Origin of the sequence: Alistipes montrealensis (genome assembly GCF_018362775.1) — a bacterium.
GTDB lineage: Bacteria > Bacteroidota > Bacteroidia > Bacteroidales > Rikenellaceae > Alistipes > Alistipes montrealensis.
The window spans coordinates 166,142-185,627 of sequence record NZ_JAGYXY010000002.1; the positions used below are offsets into that span (position 1 = coordinate 166,142).

Annotated in this window: 18 protein-coding genes; 12 read left to right on the forward strand and 6 right to left on the reverse strand. The window is 58.7% G+C overall.

The features are described 5' to 3' along the window. Positions 1-88 precede the first annotated feature (88 nt). Positions 89-3,040: a glycosyl hydrolase 115 family protein gene (locus KG007_RS03955; RefSeq protein WP_213347717.1), complete on the forward strand. Its 2,952-nt coding sequence runs from the start codon at positions 89-91 to the stop codon at positions 3,038-3,040. Positions 3,041-3,101: 61 nt separating this feature from the next. On the opposite strand, the gene KG007_RS03960 is transcribed toward KG007_RS03955, so the two are convergent. Next, entirely contained in the window at positions 3,102-3,347 is a 246-nt protein-coding gene (locus KG007_RS03960; protein ID WP_213347438.1) for a helix-turn-helix transcriptional regulator, read from the reverse strand. 426 nt (positions 3,348-3,773) lie between these two features. On the opposite strand from KG007_RS03960, the gene KG007_RS03965 reads away from it, so the two are divergent. Then, entirely contained in the window at positions 3,774-4,325 is a 552-nt protein-coding gene (locus KG007_RS03965; RefSeq protein ID WP_213347439.1) for a hypothetical protein, read from the forward strand. 135 nt (positions 4,326-4,460) lie between these two features. On the opposite strand, the gene rplS is transcribed toward KG007_RS03965, so the two are convergent. Beyond that, positions 4,461-4,841: a 50S ribosomal protein L19 gene (gene rplS, locus KG007_RS03970; RefSeq protein WP_195459786.1), complete on the reverse strand. Its 381-nt coding sequence runs from the start codon at positions 4,839-4,841 to the stop codon at positions 4,461-4,463. A gap of 359 nt (positions 4,842-5,200) precedes the next feature. Here rplS and surE point away from each other — a divergent pair, with 359 nt between their 5' ends. Genes surE through KG007_RS03985 form a run of 3 tightly spaced genes read left to right on the forward strand, consistent with a single transcriptional unit; the run spans position 5,201 to position 7,636 of the window. Then, complete coding sequence (gene surE, locus KG007_RS03975) at positions 5,201-5,974, forward strand: 5'/3'-nucleotidase SurE (RefSeq protein WP_195459783.1); 774 nt, start codon at positions 5,201-5,203, stop codon at positions 5,972-5,974. Between the two features lie 43 nt (positions 5,975-6,017). Next, positions 6,018-6,998 (forward strand): sensor histidine kinase, encoded by a 981-nt coding sequence (locus KG007_RS03980; protein WP_195459780.1) that lies wholly within the window; start codon positions 6,018-6,020, stop codon positions 6,996-6,998. After that, positions 6,998-7,636 (forward strand): response regulator, encoded by a 639-nt coding sequence (locus tag KG007_RS03985; RefSeq protein WP_213347440.1) that lies wholly within the window; start codon positions 6,998-7,000, stop codon positions 7,634-7,636. The genes KG007_RS03980 and KG007_RS03985 overlap by 1 nt, the downstream gene beginning before the upstream one ends. Positions 7,637-7,754: 118 nt before the next feature. On the opposite strand, the gene cls is transcribed toward KG007_RS03985, so the two are convergent. Both cls and KG007_RS03995 read right to left on the reverse strand, forming a co-directional pair. Then, positions 7,755-9,170: a cardiolipin synthase gene (cls, locus tag KG007_RS03990; protein WP_213347441.1), complete on the reverse strand. Its 1,416-nt coding sequence runs from the start codon at positions 9,168-9,170 to the stop codon at positions 7,755-7,757. 54 nt (positions 9,171-9,224) lie between these two features. Continuing rightward, on the reverse strand, positions 9,225-10,229 hold the full coding sequence (locus KG007_RS03995; protein WP_195459772.1) for a DUF4837 family protein: 1,005 nt from the start codon (positions 10,227-10,229) through the stop codon (positions 9,225-9,227). Positions 10,230-10,347: 118 nt separating this feature from the next. Here KG007_RS03995 and KG007_RS04000 point away from each other — a divergent pair, with 118 nt between their 5' ends. Continuing rightward, positions 10,348-10,920, forward strand: a complete 573-nt coding sequence (locus KG007_RS04000; protein ID WP_195459769.1) for a polysaccharide deacetylase family protein — start codon at positions 10,348-10,350, stop codon at positions 10,918-10,920. 111 nt (positions 10,921-11,031) lie between these two features. Beyond that, the gene (efp, locus tag KG007_RS04005; protein ID WP_195459766.1) at positions 11,032-11,619 is read left to right on the forward strand and encodes an elongation factor P; all 588 of its coding nucleotides are present in this window, start codon (positions 11,032-11,034) and stop codon (positions 11,617-11,619) included. Between the two features lie 230 nt (positions 11,620-11,849). Here efp and KG007_RS04010 read toward each other — a convergent pair whose 3' ends face one another. Then, the gene (locus KG007_RS04010; RefSeq protein ID WP_195459764.1) at positions 11,850-13,136 is read right to left on the reverse strand and encodes an MFS transporter; all 1,287 of its coding nucleotides are present in this window, start codon (positions 13,134-13,136) and stop codon (positions 11,850-11,852) included. A gap of 42 nt (positions 13,137-13,178) precedes the next feature. Beyond that, a complete protein-coding gene (locus KG007_RS04015) occupies positions 13,179-14,168 on the reverse strand; it encodes a polyprenyl synthetase family protein (protein WP_213347442.1) in 990 nt (329 codons plus the stop codon). Between the two features lie 87 nt (positions 14,169-14,255). On the opposite strand from KG007_RS04015, the gene KG007_RS04020 reads away from it, so the two are divergent. From KG007_RS04020 to truB, 5 genes are all read left to right on the forward strand, one after another. Beyond that, positions 14,256-16,742 (forward strand): YfhO family protein, encoded by a 2,487-nt coding sequence (locus tag KG007_RS04020; protein ID WP_213347443.1) that lies wholly within the window; start codon positions 14,256-14,258, stop codon positions 16,740-16,742. 4 nt (positions 16,743-16,746) lie between these two features. Continuing rightward, positions 16,747-17,628 (forward strand): cell division protein FtsX, encoded by an 882-nt coding sequence (locus KG007_RS04025; protein ID WP_195459755.1) that lies wholly within the window; start codon positions 16,747-16,749, stop codon positions 17,626-17,628. After that, positions 17,629-17,889: a DUF3098 domain-containing protein gene (locus KG007_RS04030; protein ID WP_195459754.1), complete on the forward strand. Its 261-nt coding sequence runs from the start codon at positions 17,629-17,631 to the stop codon at positions 17,887-17,889. 82 nt (positions 17,890-17,971) lie between these two features. Beyond that, positions 17,972-18,763, forward strand: coding sequence for an undecaprenyl-diphosphate phosphatase (locus tag KG007_RS04035; protein WP_213347444.1), 792 nt, complete (start codon positions 17,972-17,974; stop codon positions 18,761-18,763). Then, positions 18,763-19,479, forward strand: coding sequence for a tRNA pseudouridine(55) synthase TruB (truB, locus tag KG007_RS04040; protein WP_195459748.1), 717 nt, complete (start codon positions 18,763-18,765; stop codon positions 19,477-19,479). Before KG007_RS04035 ends, truB begins: the two co-directional genes overlap by 1 nt. Positions 19,480-19,486 lie beyond the last annotated feature (7 nt).

The following is a 19,486-nucleotide window of genomic DNA, read 5'->3' on the forward strand; positions in this document are numbered from 1 at the left end:
CGCCCGATTTCCGGCGCACTGCAAACGAAAAGGCCCAAAGAATGCTTCTTTGGGCCCTTTCTTTCACTTTCGGAAACAATAGACAATGATGCGAAAAAGTATATTATGCTTAACTTTTCTGTGCCTGCAGGCCGGTGCGCTGCGAGCGCAGGTAACGCTGGCCGAACGGGCTTCGGGCCGCACCGACTTCGAATTAGTCACTGCTGATTCCGGCTCCCCCGTCTGTTACGATGCGGCGGACGCCGCAGTCGTGGGAACCGCCGCGGGACTTTTCGCCGCGGACGTTGCCCGTGTAACGGGCCGTAAAATACCGGTCGTCGCCGGACAGGAACTCCCCGCCGGGACCCGCTATGCGGTAATCGTCGGAACGGTCGGCCAAAGCCGCTGGATCGACGAACTGGCCGCCGCGAAGAAACTCGACGTTTCGGCCATCGAGGGCGGCTGGGAGCGCTACACGCTCCGGCTGGTCGACCGTCCGGGCCACGGACTGCGCAAAGCACTGGTCATTGCGGGCAGCGACCGCCGCGGCACGGCCTACGGACTGCTCTCGGTATCGCGTGCCATCGGCGTGAGTCCCTGGTACTGGTGGGCAGACGCTCCGGTGGAGCACCGGGAACGGCTGACGCTGCGCGTCGCGGATTACACGTCGGCGGCCCCTTCGGTAAAATACCGCGGCATCTTCATCAACGACGAGGACTGGGGGCTTTACCGCTGGGCGAAGGAGAACTTCGAAAAGGAGTTGGGCAACATCGGCCCGAAGACCTATGAGAAGGTGTGCGAACTGCTGCTCCGCCTGCAAGCCAACTACCTCGCCCCGGCGATGCACGACGCGACGACGGCATTTTACAAGATTCCCGAGAACCGGGCGATTGCCGACCGCTATGCCATTGCGATCGGCTCGTCGCACTGCGAACCGCTGGGGCTGAACACCGCCAGCGAATGGGATTCGAAAACCAGGGGCGAATGGGACTATGTCAACAACAAGGCGGGGGTGGACCGGGCGCTGAAAGAGCGTGTCGAGACATCGGCTCCCTATGAAAACGTCTACACGCTGGCCTTGCGGGGGCTGCACGACCGGGCGATGGCCGGCAGCGAGGACCTCGACGCGCGGAAAGCCACCATGCAGGAAGCCCTGCTGGCGCAGCGGCAGATTCTGGCCGACGTGCTGGGCAAACCTGCGGAAGAGATTCCGCAGGTGTTCACGCCCTACAAGGAGGTTCTCGACGTTTACAACCGGGGATTGCAGCTCCCCGACGACGTGACGATCATCTGGCCCGACGACAACTACGGCTACATGAAACGGCTGAGCAGTCCCGAGGAACAGCTGCGCTCCGGGCGTTCGGGCGTCTACTACCACGCTTCCTACCTGGGCCGGCCCCACGACTACCTGTGGATGAACACCACCTCGCCGACACTGATGTACGAAGAACTGCGCAAAGCCTACGATTCGACGGCCGACCGTGTATGGCTGCTGAATGCGGGCGACATCAAATCCTGCGAATTTGCGGTGGATTTCTTCCTGGCGATGGCTTATGACATCGATTCGTTCGATTTCCGGCGCGCCGCGACCTACCGCGCAGAGTGGATGAGCGGCCTGCTGGGCCGGGAATATTTCGACGAATTCCAGAAAATCGCCGACACGTTCTACCACCTCGCATTCGTCCGCAAACCCGAATTCATGGGCTGGGGCTACCAATGGGCTACGGACAAATACGGCAAGGAGCGGAACACGGACACGGACTTCTCCTTCGCCAATTACCGCGAAGGCGACCGGAGGCTGAAAGCCTACACACAAATCGCCGGACAGGTCAGCACGCTGATGGACCGGATGCCCGAAGCGAACAAGGCGTGCTTCTACCAGGTGCTCTACTACCCCGTGAAGGCGTGCGAACTGCTCAACCGGATGGTGCTCAGCGGGCAGCAGAACCGTCTGTATGCGACGCAGCAGCGTGCCGCGACGGAATCACTGGCCGTCGAGAGCCGTATGTGCCACGACAGCCTGCGGGTAATCACGGCAGGTTACAACGCCCTGCTCGGCGGCAAGTGGGACCATGTGATGACGATGAACCAGGGTTTCGCCGCCTCCTATTTCCAGTTGCCCGAATTGCGGAGCGCTTCGCTCGCCGGGCAGGCCGAACTGGGGATCACGGTCGAAGGCGAGGACGTGACGAAGGGCATGCGGAGTTTCCACGCATTGCCGGCGTTCAACACGTTCCTGAGGCAGTCGTACTTTGTGGACGTTTATAACAAAGGGGCCGAACCGCTGTCGTGGAACGCCTCGGCAAGCGACGACTGGATCGTGCTGAGCCGGAGCGCAGGGACGGCCCGCACCGAAGAACGGATCGAAGTCTCGGTCGACTGGGAGCAGGTTCCTGCCGGAGAAAAGGTCCTGGGAAGCGTAACGTTCCGCGGCGCCGGCGGCGAGGAGCAGGTACTGGTTTCGGTCTTCAACCCCGCTTCGCCCTCCCGCGAGGAGGTGGAAGACCTCTATATCCAGCACAACGGGTATATTTCGATCCCGGCGGCGAATTTCCACCGCAAGCACGAAAACGACGCGATCCGCATCCGTCCCGTCCCCAACCTCGGTGTCGAGAATGCGGCGATCCAGTTGGGCGACCCGGCGGCCGCGAAACAAAATACCCGGCGGCGGGATGTCCCCGGCGTGGAATACGACTTCTACACCTTCGAGCAGGGCTCGGTCGACGTTTACACCTACGTGCTGCCGACCTTCGTGATCAGCGCCGACCGGGGATATGCCGGACACGAGGCGACCAACCTCGAAACCCAGTACGGCGTCTCGATCGACGAAGGCCCGGTGATGAACCCCTCGACCTCGTCGATCGAGTATGCGCAAATCTGGTACGAAAGCGTCCTGCGGAACTGCCGGGTGAACAAAACGACGCTGCACATCGGCAAGCCCGGCAGGCACACGCTGAAAATCCTGTGCGGCGACGCCGGCACGGTGCTCCAGAAGATCGTGCTCGACTTCGGCGGCATGAAACGCTCCTACCAGGGGCCGCCGCCCACCCGGGTCGAATAGATAACGAAAAAAGGTCCTTTCCGAAGGACCTTTTTTTATGGCTGAAAGTTATTCGAACGGGTTATTCCTTCGGCGGATAGTTCAGCGGTGCGAAGAATTCATCGAGGGTAATATTATAGAATTTGCAGATGATAGAGATCGTTGTTATATTCGGAAAATTCTCGCCTGTTTCGAGATTAGGAATATTCAACCCTGTACCTCCGACCAATTTCTCTTGGGTATGACCGTGAATACTGCGGAGTTCCTTTACCCGCAATACGATTTTTTGAAGTAATTCCTCATCACGCCGTTGTTTCTGCCTTTTCATTGATACAAATGAAAAAGTGAAATCAAAAATTTGCGCTAATACATGTATTAACATAAAGAAATAATACTTATATTTGTATTAGTAAACTCTCAAATGCAGAAATTATGCTAACTTTGTTGCGACATAACACGACTTGATTAAGTCGCGATAATAGGTAAACAACTACCTTATACTTCTCGAAAACTTGGAAACCTCTCCGGAGGATGTTTAATCAGGTATAATAGTTGTCAGTCCTTGTTATGTCCTGCCCGTTCTGCGGACAGGGCTTACAAGGGCGCAGGACAGCTTCTGATTTAGGGTTTTCCAAGACCTTCGGGAAGGGCTGCTAATGCGCCCTCTTTTTTTGTACCTACCCCCTTTCGTTATACAATAAAACATTTATTATTAAACAATGTTTTATTCAAAATATAATCAATAATATATTGTATGTGCGATTCCCGATTTATCAGCGCCCCCTATCTTGAAACCCTGTTTGCCGAACTGCGCGCGCAGGCCCACCCCTTCTATGCGTTTCTCGCGGGGCTGCCGAAGGATGATTTTTACCTGTTCTGCGCTTACGATTACCGCCGGAAATCGGAGACCTACGAAGACTCCGGGCGTTACCGGTTCTCCCTGCCGGAATTTCTGGCCAAAGCGGGAGAATTCGATCCGCAGGACGAGTTCTGCATCTATTTCGTCGGAATGGGAGTGCAGGAAGAGGAGGACAGCCCCGCCAGAATAGAACTGCTTTCGTGCGAAGATGCGACCGTCGGAACGCTTACGGAGCTTGCCGCGGAGTTTATGGCCCCCTATTGCGAAAAATGCCTGCGGACCGACACACCGTTCCGGCTGGATGCCGAAACCATTGCCCGGCATGGATTCACGCCGGAAGATGTCGCCGCCCTCAGCGGGCCGGCAGAGCGTTGCAACGCCGCGGCTGCGGCCCGTTTACAGGCCGAATACGACGCACTGAAAAAAATCGGCAGCATCGACCGATAACATTCGGGGCAGAGTCCGTCCGCCATTCTATCCCTTTCAGCGTCACTGACCGGCGGGCGGTTCTGCTCCTTTTCGGACACAAAAAAACAGGATGCCGCAAGCGACATCCTGTTTTTTCGTTCTGACTGCGACGGATTATTTTTTCTCCGTACGGGTCATGCGCTTCTCCTTGATGCGGGCTTTCTTACCGGTCAGGTCGCGCAGGTAGTAGATACGTGCACGGCGTACGACACCGATCTTGTTCACCTCGATCTTGTCGATGTGAGGCGAGTAGAGGGGGAAGATACGCTCCACGCCCACGCCGTTCGAAATCTTACGGATCGTGAACATCTTGGTCTTGCCCGAGCCCTTGATCTGGATAACCACACCGCGGAAGCTCTGCACGCGCTCTTTGTTTCCCTCGATGATCTTGTAGGAAACGGTGATCGTGTCACCTGCCTTGAACGACGGAACGTCGGCGTCCGTCTTGGCCCACATCTGCTCGTTAACGAGCTTGATGATTGCGTCTTTGTTCATTGTTGCAACAATTTTTTTTATTTCGCATTCGACATTCCCGCTGCACCGTGCTTACCATACGGGGCCTTTGCCCGTAATCCCGCGTGGTCCGTCTCGGCCGTCCGTCTGCACCTGCATCCGCCGCCTTCGTCCGTCCCGCATCTGCGTAGTGCCCAATGAAAGAGGTTGATATACGCCCTGAAAGGGACTGCAAATATAGGAAGAAATTTCGGAACGGCGCAAGTATTGCATGAAAAAAGCGCAATTTATCACTATCTTTGTCAAAATAACACCGGCCCGGACAGGCCGCGCCCCGGCAAACGAAACGGCCGGGCTGCGTCCGGATTACACGGTTCCGGCCGGAAAACAAGCGAAAAAATATGAACGAAAAACTGATACTTGTAACCAACGACGACGGATACGATTCGAAAGGCATAGCGGCAGCCATCGAGGTCGCCCGGGCCTTCGGCCGGGTGGTGGTCGTGGCTCCCGAAACGACGCAGAGCGGCATGAGCCAGGCCATCACGATGTACAACCCCCTTTACCTGCGCCGCATCCGCGAGGAGGAGGGACTCGAGGTTTATGCTTTCTCGGGAACCCCGGTCGACTGCGTGAAGATGGCCTTCGACTACCTGCTGCGCGACGAACGCGTCGACATGGTGATCTCGGGCATCAACCACGGTTCCAACTCGGCCGTCAACGTGCTCTACTCGGGGACGATGGGCGCGGCCATGGAGGGCAGTTTTTACAGTTGCCCGGCCGTCGGTCTGTCGCTCGACGACCACGAGGCCGACGCTGATTTCGACGCCGCGGTGCTTTTCGGCAAGCGGATCGTAGGAGACATTCTCGCCGCTCCGGAACTCGAACTGCCGCTGTGCCTGAACGTGAACGTGCCCGTCGGGCGGCCCGAAGAGATCCGGGGTATAAAACTCTGCCGCCAGAACCGCGGCTTCTGGCGCGAGGAGTTCTACCGCCACGAAGACCCCCGGGGCCGGGAGTATTTCTGGCTCACGGGCGCATTCGTCAATGCCGAACCCGAAGCCACCGACACCGACGAATGGGCGTTGGCCAACAAATACGTGGCGGTGGTTCCCGTGCAGGTAGACCTGACGGATTACCGGCAACTGAAAAATCTTGGCAATGTGCTGAAATAGTAGTATATTTGTAAAAAGATAATCTTTACATACCCCGACGCCTATGCTGATCAAGGTCCTGCTCGTCATCTCCATCGCCATTCAGTCCCTCGCTACGGTCTATGCGCTGCGGCTGGTGCGCACCACCAAGTACAACTCGGTGTGGATTCTCTTCATCGTGGGCTTCTCGCTGCTGTCGGTCGAACGTCTCGTGCAGTTGCTGGCCGTCTCCGGTTTCCAGGTCGAGCCCCGCTGGTGGTTCGGTTATCTGGGCATCGTGGTTTCGGTCTGCCTCTCGATCGGCGTGATGTACGCCCACAAGCTCTTCAAATACATCAACCGCCTCAACCGCCAGCGGTCGCTGCTCAACAAACGCATCCTCACGGCCGTGCTCCGCACCGAGGAGAAGGCCCGTTCGCGATTCTCCAAGGAGCTGCACGACGGCCTCGGGCCGCTGCTCTCGTCGGCCAAAATGTCGCTCACGGCCCTTTCGCGCGAGGAACACGACGCCGAACAGCGCGAGATCATCGACAATACGACCTACGTGATCGACGAGGCGATCCGCTCGCTGCGCGAGATTTCGAACAACCTTTCGCCGCACGTGCTCAACGACTTCGGGCTGGCGCGGGGCGTGCAGAACTTCATCGACAAGAGCGCCGCGATGCACGACGTAAAGATTCGCTTCACGACCAACCTCCGCTCGGAACGTTACGACACCGACATCGAGGTGATCCTCTACCGCGTGATCTGCGAACTGATCAACAACTCGCTCAAGCACGCCGCCTGCTCGGAGGTCAACCTCTCGCTGTCGCAGAACGGCTCGGAACTGGCGCTCGACTATACCGACAACGGCCGCGGATTCAATCCGCAGGCGATGATGGACTGCGGCATGGGCCTCTCGAACATCGCGTCGCGCATCAACTCGCTGGGCGGCACATTCGACATTGCATCCGCCAAGGGCAGGGGCATGCGTGCGGCCATCCGCGTCAATACGCAGCAGGAGCCTGCGCCGCTGAACCGAAACCGTAAACGCCGCCGCAGGTAATGGAACCGCATAAAATCATCCTGGTCGACGACCATTCGCTCTTCCGCAACGGACTGCGGGGGCTGCTCGAACGCTGCACGGAGTGCCGCGTCGTCGGCGAAGCGGCCAGCGGCGAGGAGTTCCTGGCTATGCTCGACGGCGCCGACGCCGACATCGTGTTCATGGATTTCGCCATGCCGGGGCTCGACGGGGCGCAGACGACCGAACGGGCGCTGGCGCAGCGTCCCGACCTGAAGATCATCACGCTTTCGATGTTCGGCGAAGAGAGTTACTATTCGCGGATGGTCGAGGCCGGGGCCCGGGGCTTCCTGCTGAAAGACTCCGATATCGGCGACGTGATCGAAGCCATCGACACGGTGATGGCGGGCGGCAGTTATTTTTCGCCCCAGTTGCTGTCGTCGCTCACAGGGCGCATGCGTACGCGCGAAGACGCCGCGGACGAACAGCTTTCGTCGCGCGAACGCGAAATCCTGGTGGCCGTCTGCCGGGGATTGTCGAACCAGGAGATCGCCGACGAACTCTTCATCTCGAAGCGCACGGTCGACAAGCACCGCGCCAACATCCTCGAAAAAACCGGCTGCAAGAATACCGCTTCGCTGGTAGTTTATGCCATCCGGAACGGCATCGTGGAGATTTAGTTTCCGATTCTCACAGGTGCGTCCGCACTACTTTGTCCCGCCGCCCTGCATCAGGACGCGAAATTTGCTTTTCGGCAATTAAAAACAATTACCTGCCGAGCGGAAAAAACCGCAACACTTACAGCAGCGGGGAAAACACCCGCATGAACGACTCCGCCAGGCGGCGTTTGCGGGAGCGGTTGAACCATTCGCCGGGCAGCAGCGCGTGGCAGCGCGCGGCGTCGTCTTCGAAGACCGCAGCCATGCGGGCCGTAAATTCCGTGTCGTAGACGAAGGCATTGACCTCGAAATTGTGTTCGAAACTGCGGAAATCCATGTTCGCCGAGCCGATGACAGTCAGCCCGTCGTCGATAATCAGCAGTTTGGAGTGCAGGAAACCGGGTTCGTAGAAGAGTATTTTCACCCCTGCTTTCATCATGTCGTCGAGGTAAGAATGCGACGCCAGGTCGACGACCTTCGAGTCGGAGCGCGCCGGGAGCATCAGCCGAACGTCGAGGCCGGCCAGCGCCGCCACCTGTAAGGAGGAGTTCAGCACGTCGGACGGAAGATAATAGGGCGTCTGAATCCAGATGCGTTTCTGCGCGTTCGAAACGGCGTAACTGTCGGCCTGCAGCAAAGCCCGCCACTTACCGAACGGACCGCTCGGCACGATCTGCAAAATATCGTTCGTATAACGTTCCGCCGCAGGATAATAGGCCGCGGCATAGATATTCTGTTTCGTGGTCGCCGACCAGTCGCTCAGGAACGACGCCTGCAATCCCGCCGCACCGTTGCCTTCGATCCGGAAATGGGTGTCGCGCCACGATCCCCACTCCGTGCCCCGGACATAGCGGTCGGCGATATTCATACCGCCGATGAAACCCACACGCCCGTCGACAATGGCGATTTTGCGGTGGTTGCGGTAGTTGACCTTACTCGTAAAAAGCGGGAATTTGACGTGCAGGAAGGAGAACACCTCGATACCTTCGCGGCGCATACCCTCGAAAAACGCTTTTTTCACACCGCTGCATCCCACGTCGTCGTAGAGGATGCGCACCATGACCCCCTCCCGGGCCTTCGCAACCAGCGCATCGCGCAGGCAGCAGCCCGTCCGGTCGTCGCAGAAGATGTAATACTGGATATGGACGTGGTGTTTCGCGCGGGCTATCTCCGCCAGCAGCGCCTCCATCTTCGACGCCCCGTCGGTGTAGGGGGTGATCCGGCTGCCGTAGAGCGGCACGGAGTGAATCGTAGAGGCGAGCAACGTGGCCAGCGGACGGTATTCGGCAGGAATGTCGGGCTGTTCGGCGTCGTGGGCCTCTTCGAGCTGCATGGTGATGCGCTTGCGCGTGCGGCGCGAGATGATGCGCTGCTTGGAGAGGTTCTGGCCGAAGAAAAAGTAGAAGATCAGCCCCACGACCGGGGCGAGCACCAGCACGATGATCCACGGCAGGGTCTTCAGCGGATTCCGGTTGTCGGTGATGATAACCAGAACGATACCGAGGATCGTGACCGTGTAGATTACGAGAAAAGTATATGTCAGTATTTGCTGCATATCCATCGGTTTCTTCTCATCGTGCGGCCCGGAACCCGCGCCGGGGACGGGGTGTTACTGGTTCGGGAACTGCACCGAATAGAGCAGATGCTCGACGCCGCGCATGTAATTGCGCTTGCGGGGCTTGTTGAGATCGGGAGCGAAGACGTAGCAATCGAGCGTGAAGACGCGGTTGGTGGCCGTATCGACGGTCGTATAGCTGACGAACGGACCGCCCATGAAGTCGCCGTGCACGTCCCAGAAGCCGCGCAGTTCGCACCACAGGCGTCCTTCGAGCCGGAACAGGCGGTAATCAGGTTCGATCACGTCCGAAGTGGTCATATACGAGCCGTCCGACGGACCGGGAATCCGCGCCGCAAACTTGTTGCGTGCAGCGATCAGGGCCTTTTCGGTAAGCGCCTGCTTGCCTTCATAGGGGTAGGAATAGATGAAAAATCCCTGGCTCGCGGTAGGATATTCGTTGCGCGCCCAGAGGAAGTCGCCTTCCAGTTTGGCCTGGGTATATCCCTTCGGGACCTTCATTTCGACACCGAACGTCTTGAGGATATTGGCCTCGATCGAGGGGTTGCCGTAAGCGGCGTTAGCTTTCAGCGAGCGGTTGCGCTCGGCCTGTTCGAGTGCATAGACGAGGCTTTCGCGGTTCTCCGAAAGGTAGGCCACCAGCGCCTTGTCGTCGGGGCTCTGCACCGTCATCACGATCTGCGGCTCGGCCGTCACATCGTACTGCACGGCGGTATTGCTCTCTTTCACTGCCGGATCGACCAGGATCTTGAGGATATTGCGGTGGTCGGCAACCATGCCCGAAAATCCCCGCTCCTGGACGCGCAGCACGTCGAACAGCGGTTCTACCTGGTTCAGGTAGGGAACCGGAGCGGTGAAGATTGCGCGCAGCGTATCGCCGACCTCGCCCGTCCACTCTTTCTGGGGACAAACTACGATCAGTTCATAAGGTCTCCCCTGTGCACTTTTTTTCGGTTTGGTCAGGGTGTGGAAGGCATCACAGCCTGCCATCGTCGCGACGAGAAGCGCCGCAAATGCAATACGGTAAAACATTTTCATAGCCGGTCGATTCGAGTTGTCTTTTTACAAATATACGTATATTTTTTCCAAATGGCACGGAATTTCACTATTTTTGCGGGCTATGCGTTTGAAACCGCCAAAAATAATCCGACGACTGATGCCGGACCTGATCTGGGAGATCGACGACGAAGACGGCGTGTTCCTGACCTTCGACGACGGTCCTACGCCGGGTGTCACGGAGTGGATTCTCTCGACGCTGGACAAGTACGATGCCAAAGCGACCTTCTTCGTACTGGGCAAGAACGTCGAGATGTACCCCGACCTCTACCGGCGCATCCTCGACGCCGGGCACAAAGTCGGGAACCACACCTATTCGCACCAGAAGGGATGGGGCATGAGCCTCGAACGCTATACGGAGGACGTGGATTTCGCCAACGACCTGATACACAGCGAACTTTTCCGCCCGCCCTACGCACGCATCACTCCGGCGCAGGCGCGGTTCCTGGGGCAGCGCTACAAACTGGTGATGTGGGACATCATTTCGCGCGACTACAACCGCCGCCTCTCGCCCCGCACGTGCCTGAAGAACGTCACGAAATACCTCGCACCGGGCGCTATCGTGGTTTTCCACGACAGCGAAAAGGCCTTCCGCAACATGCGTTACGCCCTGCCCCGCACGCTGGAGAAGATTCGCCAGATGGGCCTCCGGTGCAAACCGATCGAGCTTTAAATCCGGGCTGACAGCCCTGCGCACAGTCCCGAAAAGGAGCGTGTAGGATTTCCGGGATTTTTTTATTAACTTTGCGCCCGTGAAAGATAATAATTGTAAACTTATAATCCTATGACAATTACAGCCGCTGATATCAAAATCGGCATGTGCGTCGAAATGGACGGCAAGACGTTTCTCGTAGTCGATTTCCAGCACTGCAAACCGGGCAAAGGTCCTGCTTTTGTCCGTTCGAAACTCAAGAACCTCGAAAACGGCCGCGTGCTGGACAACACCTTCTCGTCGGTGGGCCAGAAAATCGAGCAGGTACGCGTAGAGCGCCGTCCCTACCAGTTCACCTACGAGGACGACCTGGGTGCGCACTTCATGCACACCGAGACCTTCGAGGAGATCAACATCGACAAGAACCTGATCAACAACTACGATCTGATTACCGACGGCCAGATCGTCGAGGTGATGTTCCACACCGAGAAGGAGAGCGTCCTTTCGGCCGAGCTGCCCCCGATCGTCGACATGGAGGTGATCTACACCGAACCGGGCATCAAGGGCGACACGGCATCGACCAACTCGCTCAAACCCGCCACGGTAAACTCCGCGACCGCAAAAGACGGCGCCACGATCCGCGTGCCGCTGTTCATCAACACGGGAGACAAGATCCGCGTAGATACCCGCACGCGCGAGTATTACGAGCGTATCAAGTAGTTTTCGATTCTTACGGGCACTGCTGCCCTGCAATAAAAAAGGTCCTTTCCGAAGGACCTTTTTTATTTGCCCTTCGGCGCGGCCGGGACATATTCTTCGCCTGAAGAACGGAAAGCGACATACCCCGGTTCCGGATTCAGGAAAGCGGTTAATTAAACGGAGTGTGGCGCGAATGGGAAACCCATCCGCGCCACACGGGAACAAGAGCAAAAAGCTCTGTATAATCGGAACTACTCCTCTACGGGAATGTCCTTGTTGACGTTCTTCGAACCTACGAGTGCGTAGAAGAGCATGTAGGCCAGACCGGCGATGATTACCCAGTAGCTCGACAGGTAGTTGGAAATGTCGGCAACATAGCCCTGGATCAGCGGGAGGATACCGCCGCCGCAAACCATCACCATAAAGATACCCGAGCCCATGGAGGTATATTTGCCGAGGCCCTCAACCGCGAGGTTGAAGATACCGCCCCACATCACCGACGTGCAGAGGCCGCACAGCGTGAGGAACATGACGCCGATGGGAACTTCGATCATGGCAAAGCCCGTACCGGTGAACACCGGCATACGGCCCATCGTATCGATCGGAGCGAAGATACCCAGCAATACGAAGGCAAGGGCCACGACGGAAACCACCGTCAACTGAACCTTACTCGACACCTTACCGCCGATGACACCGCCGATCAGACGGCCGCACATCATCAGGAACCAGTAAGTACCCACGAGCGAACCGGCCGCAGCCGCAGCCATTCCGACACCCGGCGTCGCAGCGTCGGGAGTAGAAGTCAGGAACAGGTTCATGAAGTTGGGGATACCCACTTCGACACCTACATAGATAAAGATAGCCACCGTACCCAGTACGAAGTGGCGGAACGACATGGCGCTGTGCTTGTCCTTCTTCTCGGTCTTGGCGCTCTGGATCGCGAAGGGTTCGGGAATGCGAACCGCTGCCAGCACGAAGAATACGACCGCGAAGATACCCATGGCGATGAACAGGGCGGGAGCCGCATCGCTGATCGTCGCATTGGCTGCATTACCCATCAGGTAACCTACGAGGATCGGCACGATAGTCGCCGAAATCGAGTTGAGCGAGCCGCCGAACTGGATAAGCTGATTACCCTTCTTGCCGCCGCCGCCGAGCGTGTTGAGCATCGGGTTCACCACCGTATTGAGCATACACATCGAGAAGCCCGAAACGAAGGCGCCGATCAGGTAGACCGAGAAACTGCCGGCAACACCCGAAAGATACTGGATGCCCACACCGACGAAGCCCACGACCACGGCGGCCAGCGCCGTCTTCTTATAGCCGATACGCTTGAGCATCATACCCGCCGGAATACCCATCACCGCATAGGCGATGAAGTTGGCGAAGTTGCCCAGCTGCGACATCCAGTTCGCCACGGCAAACTGATTCTTCACGATGACGCCCAGCGGATTCGAAAGTCCCGTCACGAAGGAGATCATTGCAAAGAGCAAGAACATCATGACGATGGGCAAGGTGTAATTTTTCTTTTGTTCCATAAAATTTATCAATGTTTAGGTTAATAAGTTTTCAGGGAGGGGTTATCGGTCCCGTTCGGCGATATAGGCGCAGAGGTTGACCAGCGCCGAGCGGTATTCGGAATCCGGATAGTCGGCGAGCATCTCCACGGCGCGGGCGATGTAGCCCTGCATCACCTCGGCGGCGAACGCAAGGCCGCCTTCGTTCTCGACCGTGGAGCGCAGGTATTCTACATCCTCGTCGTTCTCGTGGCAGCGGGCCAGCCGTTCGAGCAGCTCCTTGCGGCGGGATTCCGAGGCGCGGTCAAGCACGGAAAGCAGCGGCAGGGTGATTTTCCCTTCGCGCAGGTCGTTGTTGGCGGGTTTTCCGGTGTGGGCCGTCGGGGTGTAGTCGAGAATGTCGTCCTGGATCTGGAAAGCCATGCCCACGGCTTCGCCGAAGCGGCGCATCGTGGCCACCTTGTCGCGCGTGGCGCTCACGGCCAGGGCTCCGGCCGACGCGCTGACGCCCAGCAGGCTCGCAGTCTTCTTATAAATAATGTCGAGGTAGGCCTGGCGGGTCATCGTGCTGTTGGCGGCGCATTCGTCCTGCAGGACCTCGCCTTCGCACAGTGCGGCCATCGACCCGCAGACGTGCGTCACCAGGTCGAACTGTCCGCTCTGCAAACCGATATTCATATTTTTGGCAAGGATATAATCGCCCAGGATTACGGCTTTGTGCGACTGCCAGCGGGCGTTGGCCGACGGTTTCCCGCGGCGCATGTCGGCCTCGTCGATCACGTCGTCATGGATCAGCGACGCAACGTGGACCATTTCGACCAGCATGGCCGCGAGACAGGCCCTGCGGCCCGTAGCGGCCCCTTTGACCGGGGCGTTCATCGCCGCCGAAAGCATGACAAGCATGGGACGGATGCCTTTGCCGCGCGCCGAAAGGGCGTAACGCAGCATATCGGAGAGCAGCTCCCCCTCGGCCGTAAACTGGCGGTCTACGAATTCGTCGAAGGCCTCCAGTTCCGCAGTCACGGGTTTGCGGATGTCATCGAGTGTAATCATATCCGCAAAGATAGTCATTTTTCGCAATGAAGACACGGACTGTCAATGTTTTTTCGTACCTTTGGCAATCGGTTAAGATACGCTGAAATGGATTTTTCGAACACTATAGGATCAAAACTGCTGCCGGCCGCGGCAGCCCTCGCAATCTTCTTCGTAGTGAGCGCCGCCTATTTCGCCCCGCAGTTCCGGGGCGAGGTGCTGCCCCAGCACGATGTCATCCAATACGAAGGTATGGCCAAGGACATCAGCGACATGCGCGCCGCGACGGGCGAGGACCCGCAATGGACGGGCGGCATGTTCGGCGGAATGCCGGCCTACCTGATCAACGTTGCCTACCCGGCCCAGTTGGTGAAAAACACCGTGGGCAAAGTGGTGAAAATCATCGACACGCCCGCCGGATTCCTGTTTTTCGCCATGACGGCCATGTGGCTCATGCTGCTGATTTTCGGGGTCAACCCGTGGGTGGGCATTGTCGCGTCGCTGGCCTACGGACTTTCGACCTACTTCCTGCTGATCATCGGCGCGGGGCACGTCACGAAGATGTGGGCGCTGGTTTACGCCCCGCTGATGATGGGCGGCGCATGGATGACCCTGCGGGGCAACGTCTGGTGCGGCGCAGCACTCACGGCGCTCACGGCGTCGCTCGAAATCGGCGCCAACCACCCACAGATCACCTACTATTTCCTCGTGGCGATGGCCGCATTCTGGGTCAGCGAAGGCATCGCCTCCTTCCGGGAAAAACGGATGAAGAATTTCGCCCTGCGTACGGCAGCCCTGGCTGCGGCGGGCATCCTGGCCGTAGGATCGAACTTCTCGCCCCTGTGGTACACGGCCAAACATTCGAAGGAGACCATCCGCGGCGGTTCGGAGCTGGCCGCGACGGCCGAAACCTCGACGAGCGGCCTTGCCCTCGACTATGCCACGGCGTGGAGCTACGGCAAAGCCGAGACCTTCAACCTGCTGATTCCCGACTTCATGGGCCGCGAATCGGGCACGACCTTCCCGGCCGACGGACAGACCGCAGCCGTACTGAACGACTACGGGCTGCGCGGCGCGGCGCAGCAACTGGGCGTATACTGGGGCACGCAGCCTTACACGGGCGGCCCGACCTACCTCGGAGCCGCCGCCATATTCCTCGCCGCGCTGGGCATCGCGCTGGCCCGGGGCCGCAACAAATGGTGGATCATCGCCGCATGCGTGCTGATGATCCTGCTGGCCTGGGGCCGCAACCTGATGGGATTCACGGAATTTGCGTTCAAATACCTGCCCGGTTACAACAAGTTCCGCACCGTGTCGATGACGCTCGTCGTCGTGCAATGGGCCGTGCCGCTGCTGGGGGCGTTCGCCCTGATGCGGCTCTGGAAAGGCGAAATCCCCCGCGAGCGGCTGCTGCGCGGACTGGCGTGGTCCGCGGGAATCACCGGGGGCCTCTGCCTGCTGTTCGCCGTCGCCGGAGGCCTGTTCTTCGACTTCGGGCGTGCGCAGAGCGCCGCCGAGATGACCGATACGTTCCGCCACATCTTCGAGAGCAACAACATGCAGTCGTACATCGACCGCGGGATGGACGTGGAATGGGCGGAAGCGACAGCCGACGCTATGGCCGCCGACCGTGCGGCGATGATGCAGGCCGACGCATGGCGTTCGCTGCTGATGATCCTGCTGGCGGCAGGCGGTGTGGCGCTGTTCGCCCTGCGAAAGATCAACAAATACATGCTGACGGGCCTGCTCGGGGCCGTGATGCTGCTGGACCTCGTGCCGGTCGACCTGCGGTTCCTTTCGTCGGACAATTTCGTTTCGACGCAGCGCAACCGGGTGACGGCCTCGGCGGCCGACAAGGCGATCATGCAGGACACGGACCCGGGTTACCGGGTGCTGAACCTCACGGTCAGCCCCTTCAACGACGCTACGACCTCCTATTTCCACCGTTCCGTAGGCGGTTACCACGGTGCGAAACTGGCCCGCTACCAGGACCTGATCGACCGCTACCTCTCCCGGGTCGACGACGGCGTGCTGGACATGCTCAACACACGCTACCTGATCGTTCAGGGCAAGGAGGGACAGCCCGAACCGCGCATCCGTACGACAGCCAACGGGGCGGCGTGGTTCGTGGACAGCCTCGTATACGTCCCGACGGCACAGGCCGAAATCGATGCGCTGGAAACCATCGACACCAAAACCACGGCGGTAATCGCCGCCAAAGACGAGACGCTGACTGCCGGAATTGCCCAGGCGGCTCCCGGCGCCGATTCCACCCGCACGATCGCACTCACGGAATATCGCCCGAACTACCTTAAATATGAATACACCGCACCGGAAAAATCGGCGGCGGTCTTCTCGGAGATTTTCTACGACCACGGCTGGACAGCCTATGTCGACGGCGAAGAGACGCCCTACTTCCGGGCCGACTACATCCTGCGGGCGATGACGCTCCCCGCCGGAACGCACACCGTCGAATGGCGGTTCCGCGCCCCGGGCTGGACAACCGTCGAAGGCGTGACGCTCGCCGCATCGCTCGCGATCCTGCTGGGCGCGATTGCCGCACTGGTATATTGTTTCCGCAAGAAAAAAGCGTAAAGTTATGAAAGACGACAAGCGTTTAAAACGAAAGGTACGCAACTCCTATATCGTATCGACAGTGAGCATCACGCTCGTGCTGTTCCTGCTGGGATCGGTGGGTTATCTGATGGTCGCGGCACTGAAGGTCGCGGACACGCTGCAGGAAAGCATCGCCGTCACCGTGGAACTGAAAAACGGGCTTTCGGACACGCAGAAGGAGGCCATCAACAAACGCCTGACGGGCGAAGAGATGGTCGCGACGATCGCCTACTCGGCCAAGGAGGAGAAGGTCGACGACCAGGAGTTCCGCAAGATGTTCGGCAGTTCGTTCGAAGAGGTCCTGCAGGAGAACCCGCTACTGGATTCGTTCGAGCTTACGCTCACGTCGGCATCGGCCGACAAGGAGCTGCTCGACTCGTTCATCGCCGCCGTCGGGCGCATCGAGGGCGTCGACCGCGTATCGTATCCGGCGCTGATGGCCGAACGGCTGCACGCCACGGTGAATAAAATCCGCCTCGTGCTGCTGCTGTTCGGCGGCGCGCTGCTGGTCATCTCGCTGATCCTGCTGAGCAACACCATCCGGCTGGCAATCTTTTCCAAAAGATACCTTATCAACACGATGAAGCTGGTGGGGGCTACCAAGTGGTTCATCATGAAACCCTTCCTGGGAAGCAGCGTCACCCAGGGAATCCTGGCCGGCACGGCCGCATCGGCACTCTTCTGCCTGGCGGTTTACGGGCTGAACGAAGCTGTTCCCGAACTGATGACCATTGCCGAGGCCGGCAAAATCGCCATCATTCTCGGCTCGATGATTGCGGGCGGCATCATCATCTCGGGGCTCTTCACCATCGCGGCCCTCAACAAATTCGTCAATATGAAGTCGAACAAGATATATCTTTATTAAATGAAAAACGAACAGAAAAAAGCACAGGCCCCCCTGCAGGAAGACCCGCGCATGCCCCTTACGCGCCGCAACTACATCCTGCTGGCGATCGGGTTCGCAGTTATCCTCCTGGGCTTCATCCTGATGGCCGGCGGAGGGAGCGACTCGCCCGACGAATTCAACTATGCGATGTTCTCGTGGCGGCGCATCACGCTGGCTCCGATCCTCGTGATCGGCGGTTTCGTCATCGAGATTTACGCAATCATGAAACGCTACAAGTAATTCCCGCCGGTTCCGGGATACCCGGGCCGGTGCGCAGGCCCCGAAAACAGAACACCCGAAAATTTACACCCTCTCTGAATAAATGGATACACTACAAGCTATCCTGCTCGGTATCGTGCAGGGTATTACCGAATTCCTGCCCGTTTCGAGCAGCGGCCACCTGCAGATCGCCAAAGAGGTGCTGGGCGTACAGCTCGAAGAGAACCTCACGTTCGACGTGGCACTCCACGCCGCCACGGTGCTGAGCACGGTCGTCGTGCTGTGGAGCGAAGTCTGGCGGCTCCTGAAAGGACTCTTCTCGCGCCGGTTCAACGAAGAGCAGGCCTACGTGCTGAAACTCGTCCTCTCGATGATTCCCATCGGGTTCGTCGGATTCCTGCTGAAAGACCGGATCAACGACCTGCTTAACGCTCCCTATATCCTTGTGGTCGTAGGCGCCATGCTGCTGCTGACAGCGGCACTGCTGACCTTCGCCTACTACGCCAAACCGCGGCAGAAGGAGACGATCTCCTACCGCGACGCCCTGATCATCGGACTGGCACAGGCGTGCGCCGCCATGCCGGGACTCTCGCGGTCGGGTTCGACCATCGCGACGGGCCTGCTGCTGGGCAACAAGAAAGCCGCCGTGGCACAATTCTCGTTCCTGATGGTGTTAGCGCCGATCCTGGGCGAAACGCTGCTCGAAGCCATGAGCGGCGATTTGACCGCCGGCGTAGCTGCGGCTCCGCTCGTCGCCGGATTCATCGCCGCATTCGTCACGGGATGCCTCGCCTGCAAGTTCATGATCGAAATCGTGAAACGCGGCAAGCTCATCTGGTTCGCAATTTACTGCACCGTCGCCGGACTGGTGTCGATTATAAGCTATTTCTGCTGATGAAAGAAACGCTGGACCTCCGCGGCATCAATTTCGAAGACGGATACATCGCCGTACTGGACAAGCCCCTGCGCTGGACCTCGACCGACGTGGTGCGCAAAATCAAATTTGCGCTCCGCAGGCTGGGCTACCGCAAAATCAAGGTCGGACACGCCGGAACGCTCGATCCGCTGGCCACGGGCATCCTGCTGGTCTGCATCGGCCGCGCCACGAAACTCGTCGACTCGCTGCAGGCCGAAGAGAAGGAGTATGTAGCCGACGTAATGCTGGGCGCCACGACCCCGAGCTACGACCTGGAGCACGAAATCGACCAGACCTATCCGTGGGAGCACATCACGCGGGAAGCCCTCGCCGAGGCCCTTGAGTCGCTCACCGGGGAGCGGCTGCAAACCCCGCCCGTCTACTCCGCCAAGAAGATCGACGGCACACGCGCCTACGAGCTGGCCCGCGCCGGGGAAGAGGTCGCCGTCCGCCAGGCGATGATCACCATCTACGAAATGGAAATACTGGAGTATGCCCTGCCCCGCGTGCGCATCCGCATCCGTTGCAGCAAAGGGACTTACATCCGCTCGCTGGCCCATGAAATCGGACAGGCGCTCCACAGCGGCGCACATCTTGCCTCCCTGCGTCGGACGCGCAGCGGCGGCTTCACGCTCGAAAAGTCGTATGAATTGGACGAATTTCTTGAAAATCTGCAAAATCTTGAAACAAAATAGCCTTTTT

Bases quoted from the DNA above. Each gene is read 5' to 3' on its own strand.
- KG007_RS03955 (WP_213347717.1), top strand. From the start codon at position 89: ATGCGAAAAAGTATATTATGCTTAACTTTTCTGTGCCTGCAGGCCGGT.
- KG007_RS03960 (WP_213347438.1), bottom strand. From the start codon at position 3,347: ATGAAAAGGCAGAAACAACGGCGTGATGAGGAATTACTTCAAAAAATC.
- KG007_RS03965 (WP_213347439.1), top strand. From the start codon at position 3,774: ATGTGCGATTCCCGATTTATCAGCGCCCCCTATCTTGAAACCCTGTTT.
- rplS (WP_195459786.1), bottom strand. From the start codon at position 4,841: ATGAACAAAGACGCAATCATCAAGCTCGTTAACGAGCAGATGTGGGCC.
- surE (WP_195459783.1), top strand. From the start codon at position 5,201: ATGAACGAAAAACTGATACTTGTAACCAACGACGACGGATACGATTCG.
- KG007_RS03980 (WP_195459780.1), top strand. From the start codon at position 6,018: ATGCTGATCAAGGTCCTGCTCGTCATCTCCATCGCCATTCAGTCCCTC.
- KG007_RS03985 (WP_213347440.1), top strand. From the start codon at position 6,998: ATGGAACCGCATAAAATCATCCTGGTCGACGACCATTCGCTCTTCCGC.
- cls (WP_213347441.1), bottom strand. From the start codon at position 9,170: ATGCAGCAAATACTGACATATACTTTTCTCGTAATCTACACGGTCACG.
- KG007_RS03995 (WP_195459772.1), bottom strand. From the start codon at position 10,229: ATGAAAATGTTTTACCGTATTGCATTTGCGGCGCTTCTCGTCGCGACG.
- KG007_RS04000 (WP_195459769.1), top strand. From the start codon at position 10,348: ATGCCGGACCTGATCTGGGAGATCGACGACGAAGACGGCGTGTTCCTG.
- efp (WP_195459766.1), top strand. From the start codon at position 11,032: ATGACAATTACAGCCGCTGATATCAAAATCGGCATGTGCGTCGAAATG.
- KG007_RS04010 (WP_195459764.1), bottom strand. From the start codon at position 13,136: ATGGAACAAAAGAAAAATTACACCTTGCCCATCGTCATGATGTTCTTG.
- KG007_RS04015 (WP_213347442.1), bottom strand. From the start codon at position 14,168: ATGATTACACTCGATGACATCCGCAAACCCGTGACTGCGGAACTGGAG.
- KG007_RS04020 (WP_213347443.1), top strand. From the start codon at position 14,256: ATGGATTTTTCGAACACTATAGGATCAAAACTGCTGCCGGCCGCGGCA.
- KG007_RS04025 (WP_195459755.1), top strand. From the start codon at position 16,747: ATGAAAGACGACAAGCGTTTAAAACGAAAGGTACGCAACTCCTATATC.
- KG007_RS04030 (WP_195459754.1), top strand. From the start codon at position 17,629: ATGAAAAACGAACAGAAAAAAGCACAGGCCCCCCTGCAGGAAGACCCG.
- KG007_RS04035 (WP_213347444.1), top strand. From the start codon at position 17,972: ATGGATACACTACAAGCTATCCTGCTCGGTATCGTGCAGGGTATTACC.
- truB (WP_195459748.1), top strand. From the start codon at position 18,763: ATGAAAGAAACGCTGGACCTCCGCGGCATCAATTTCGAAGACGGATAC.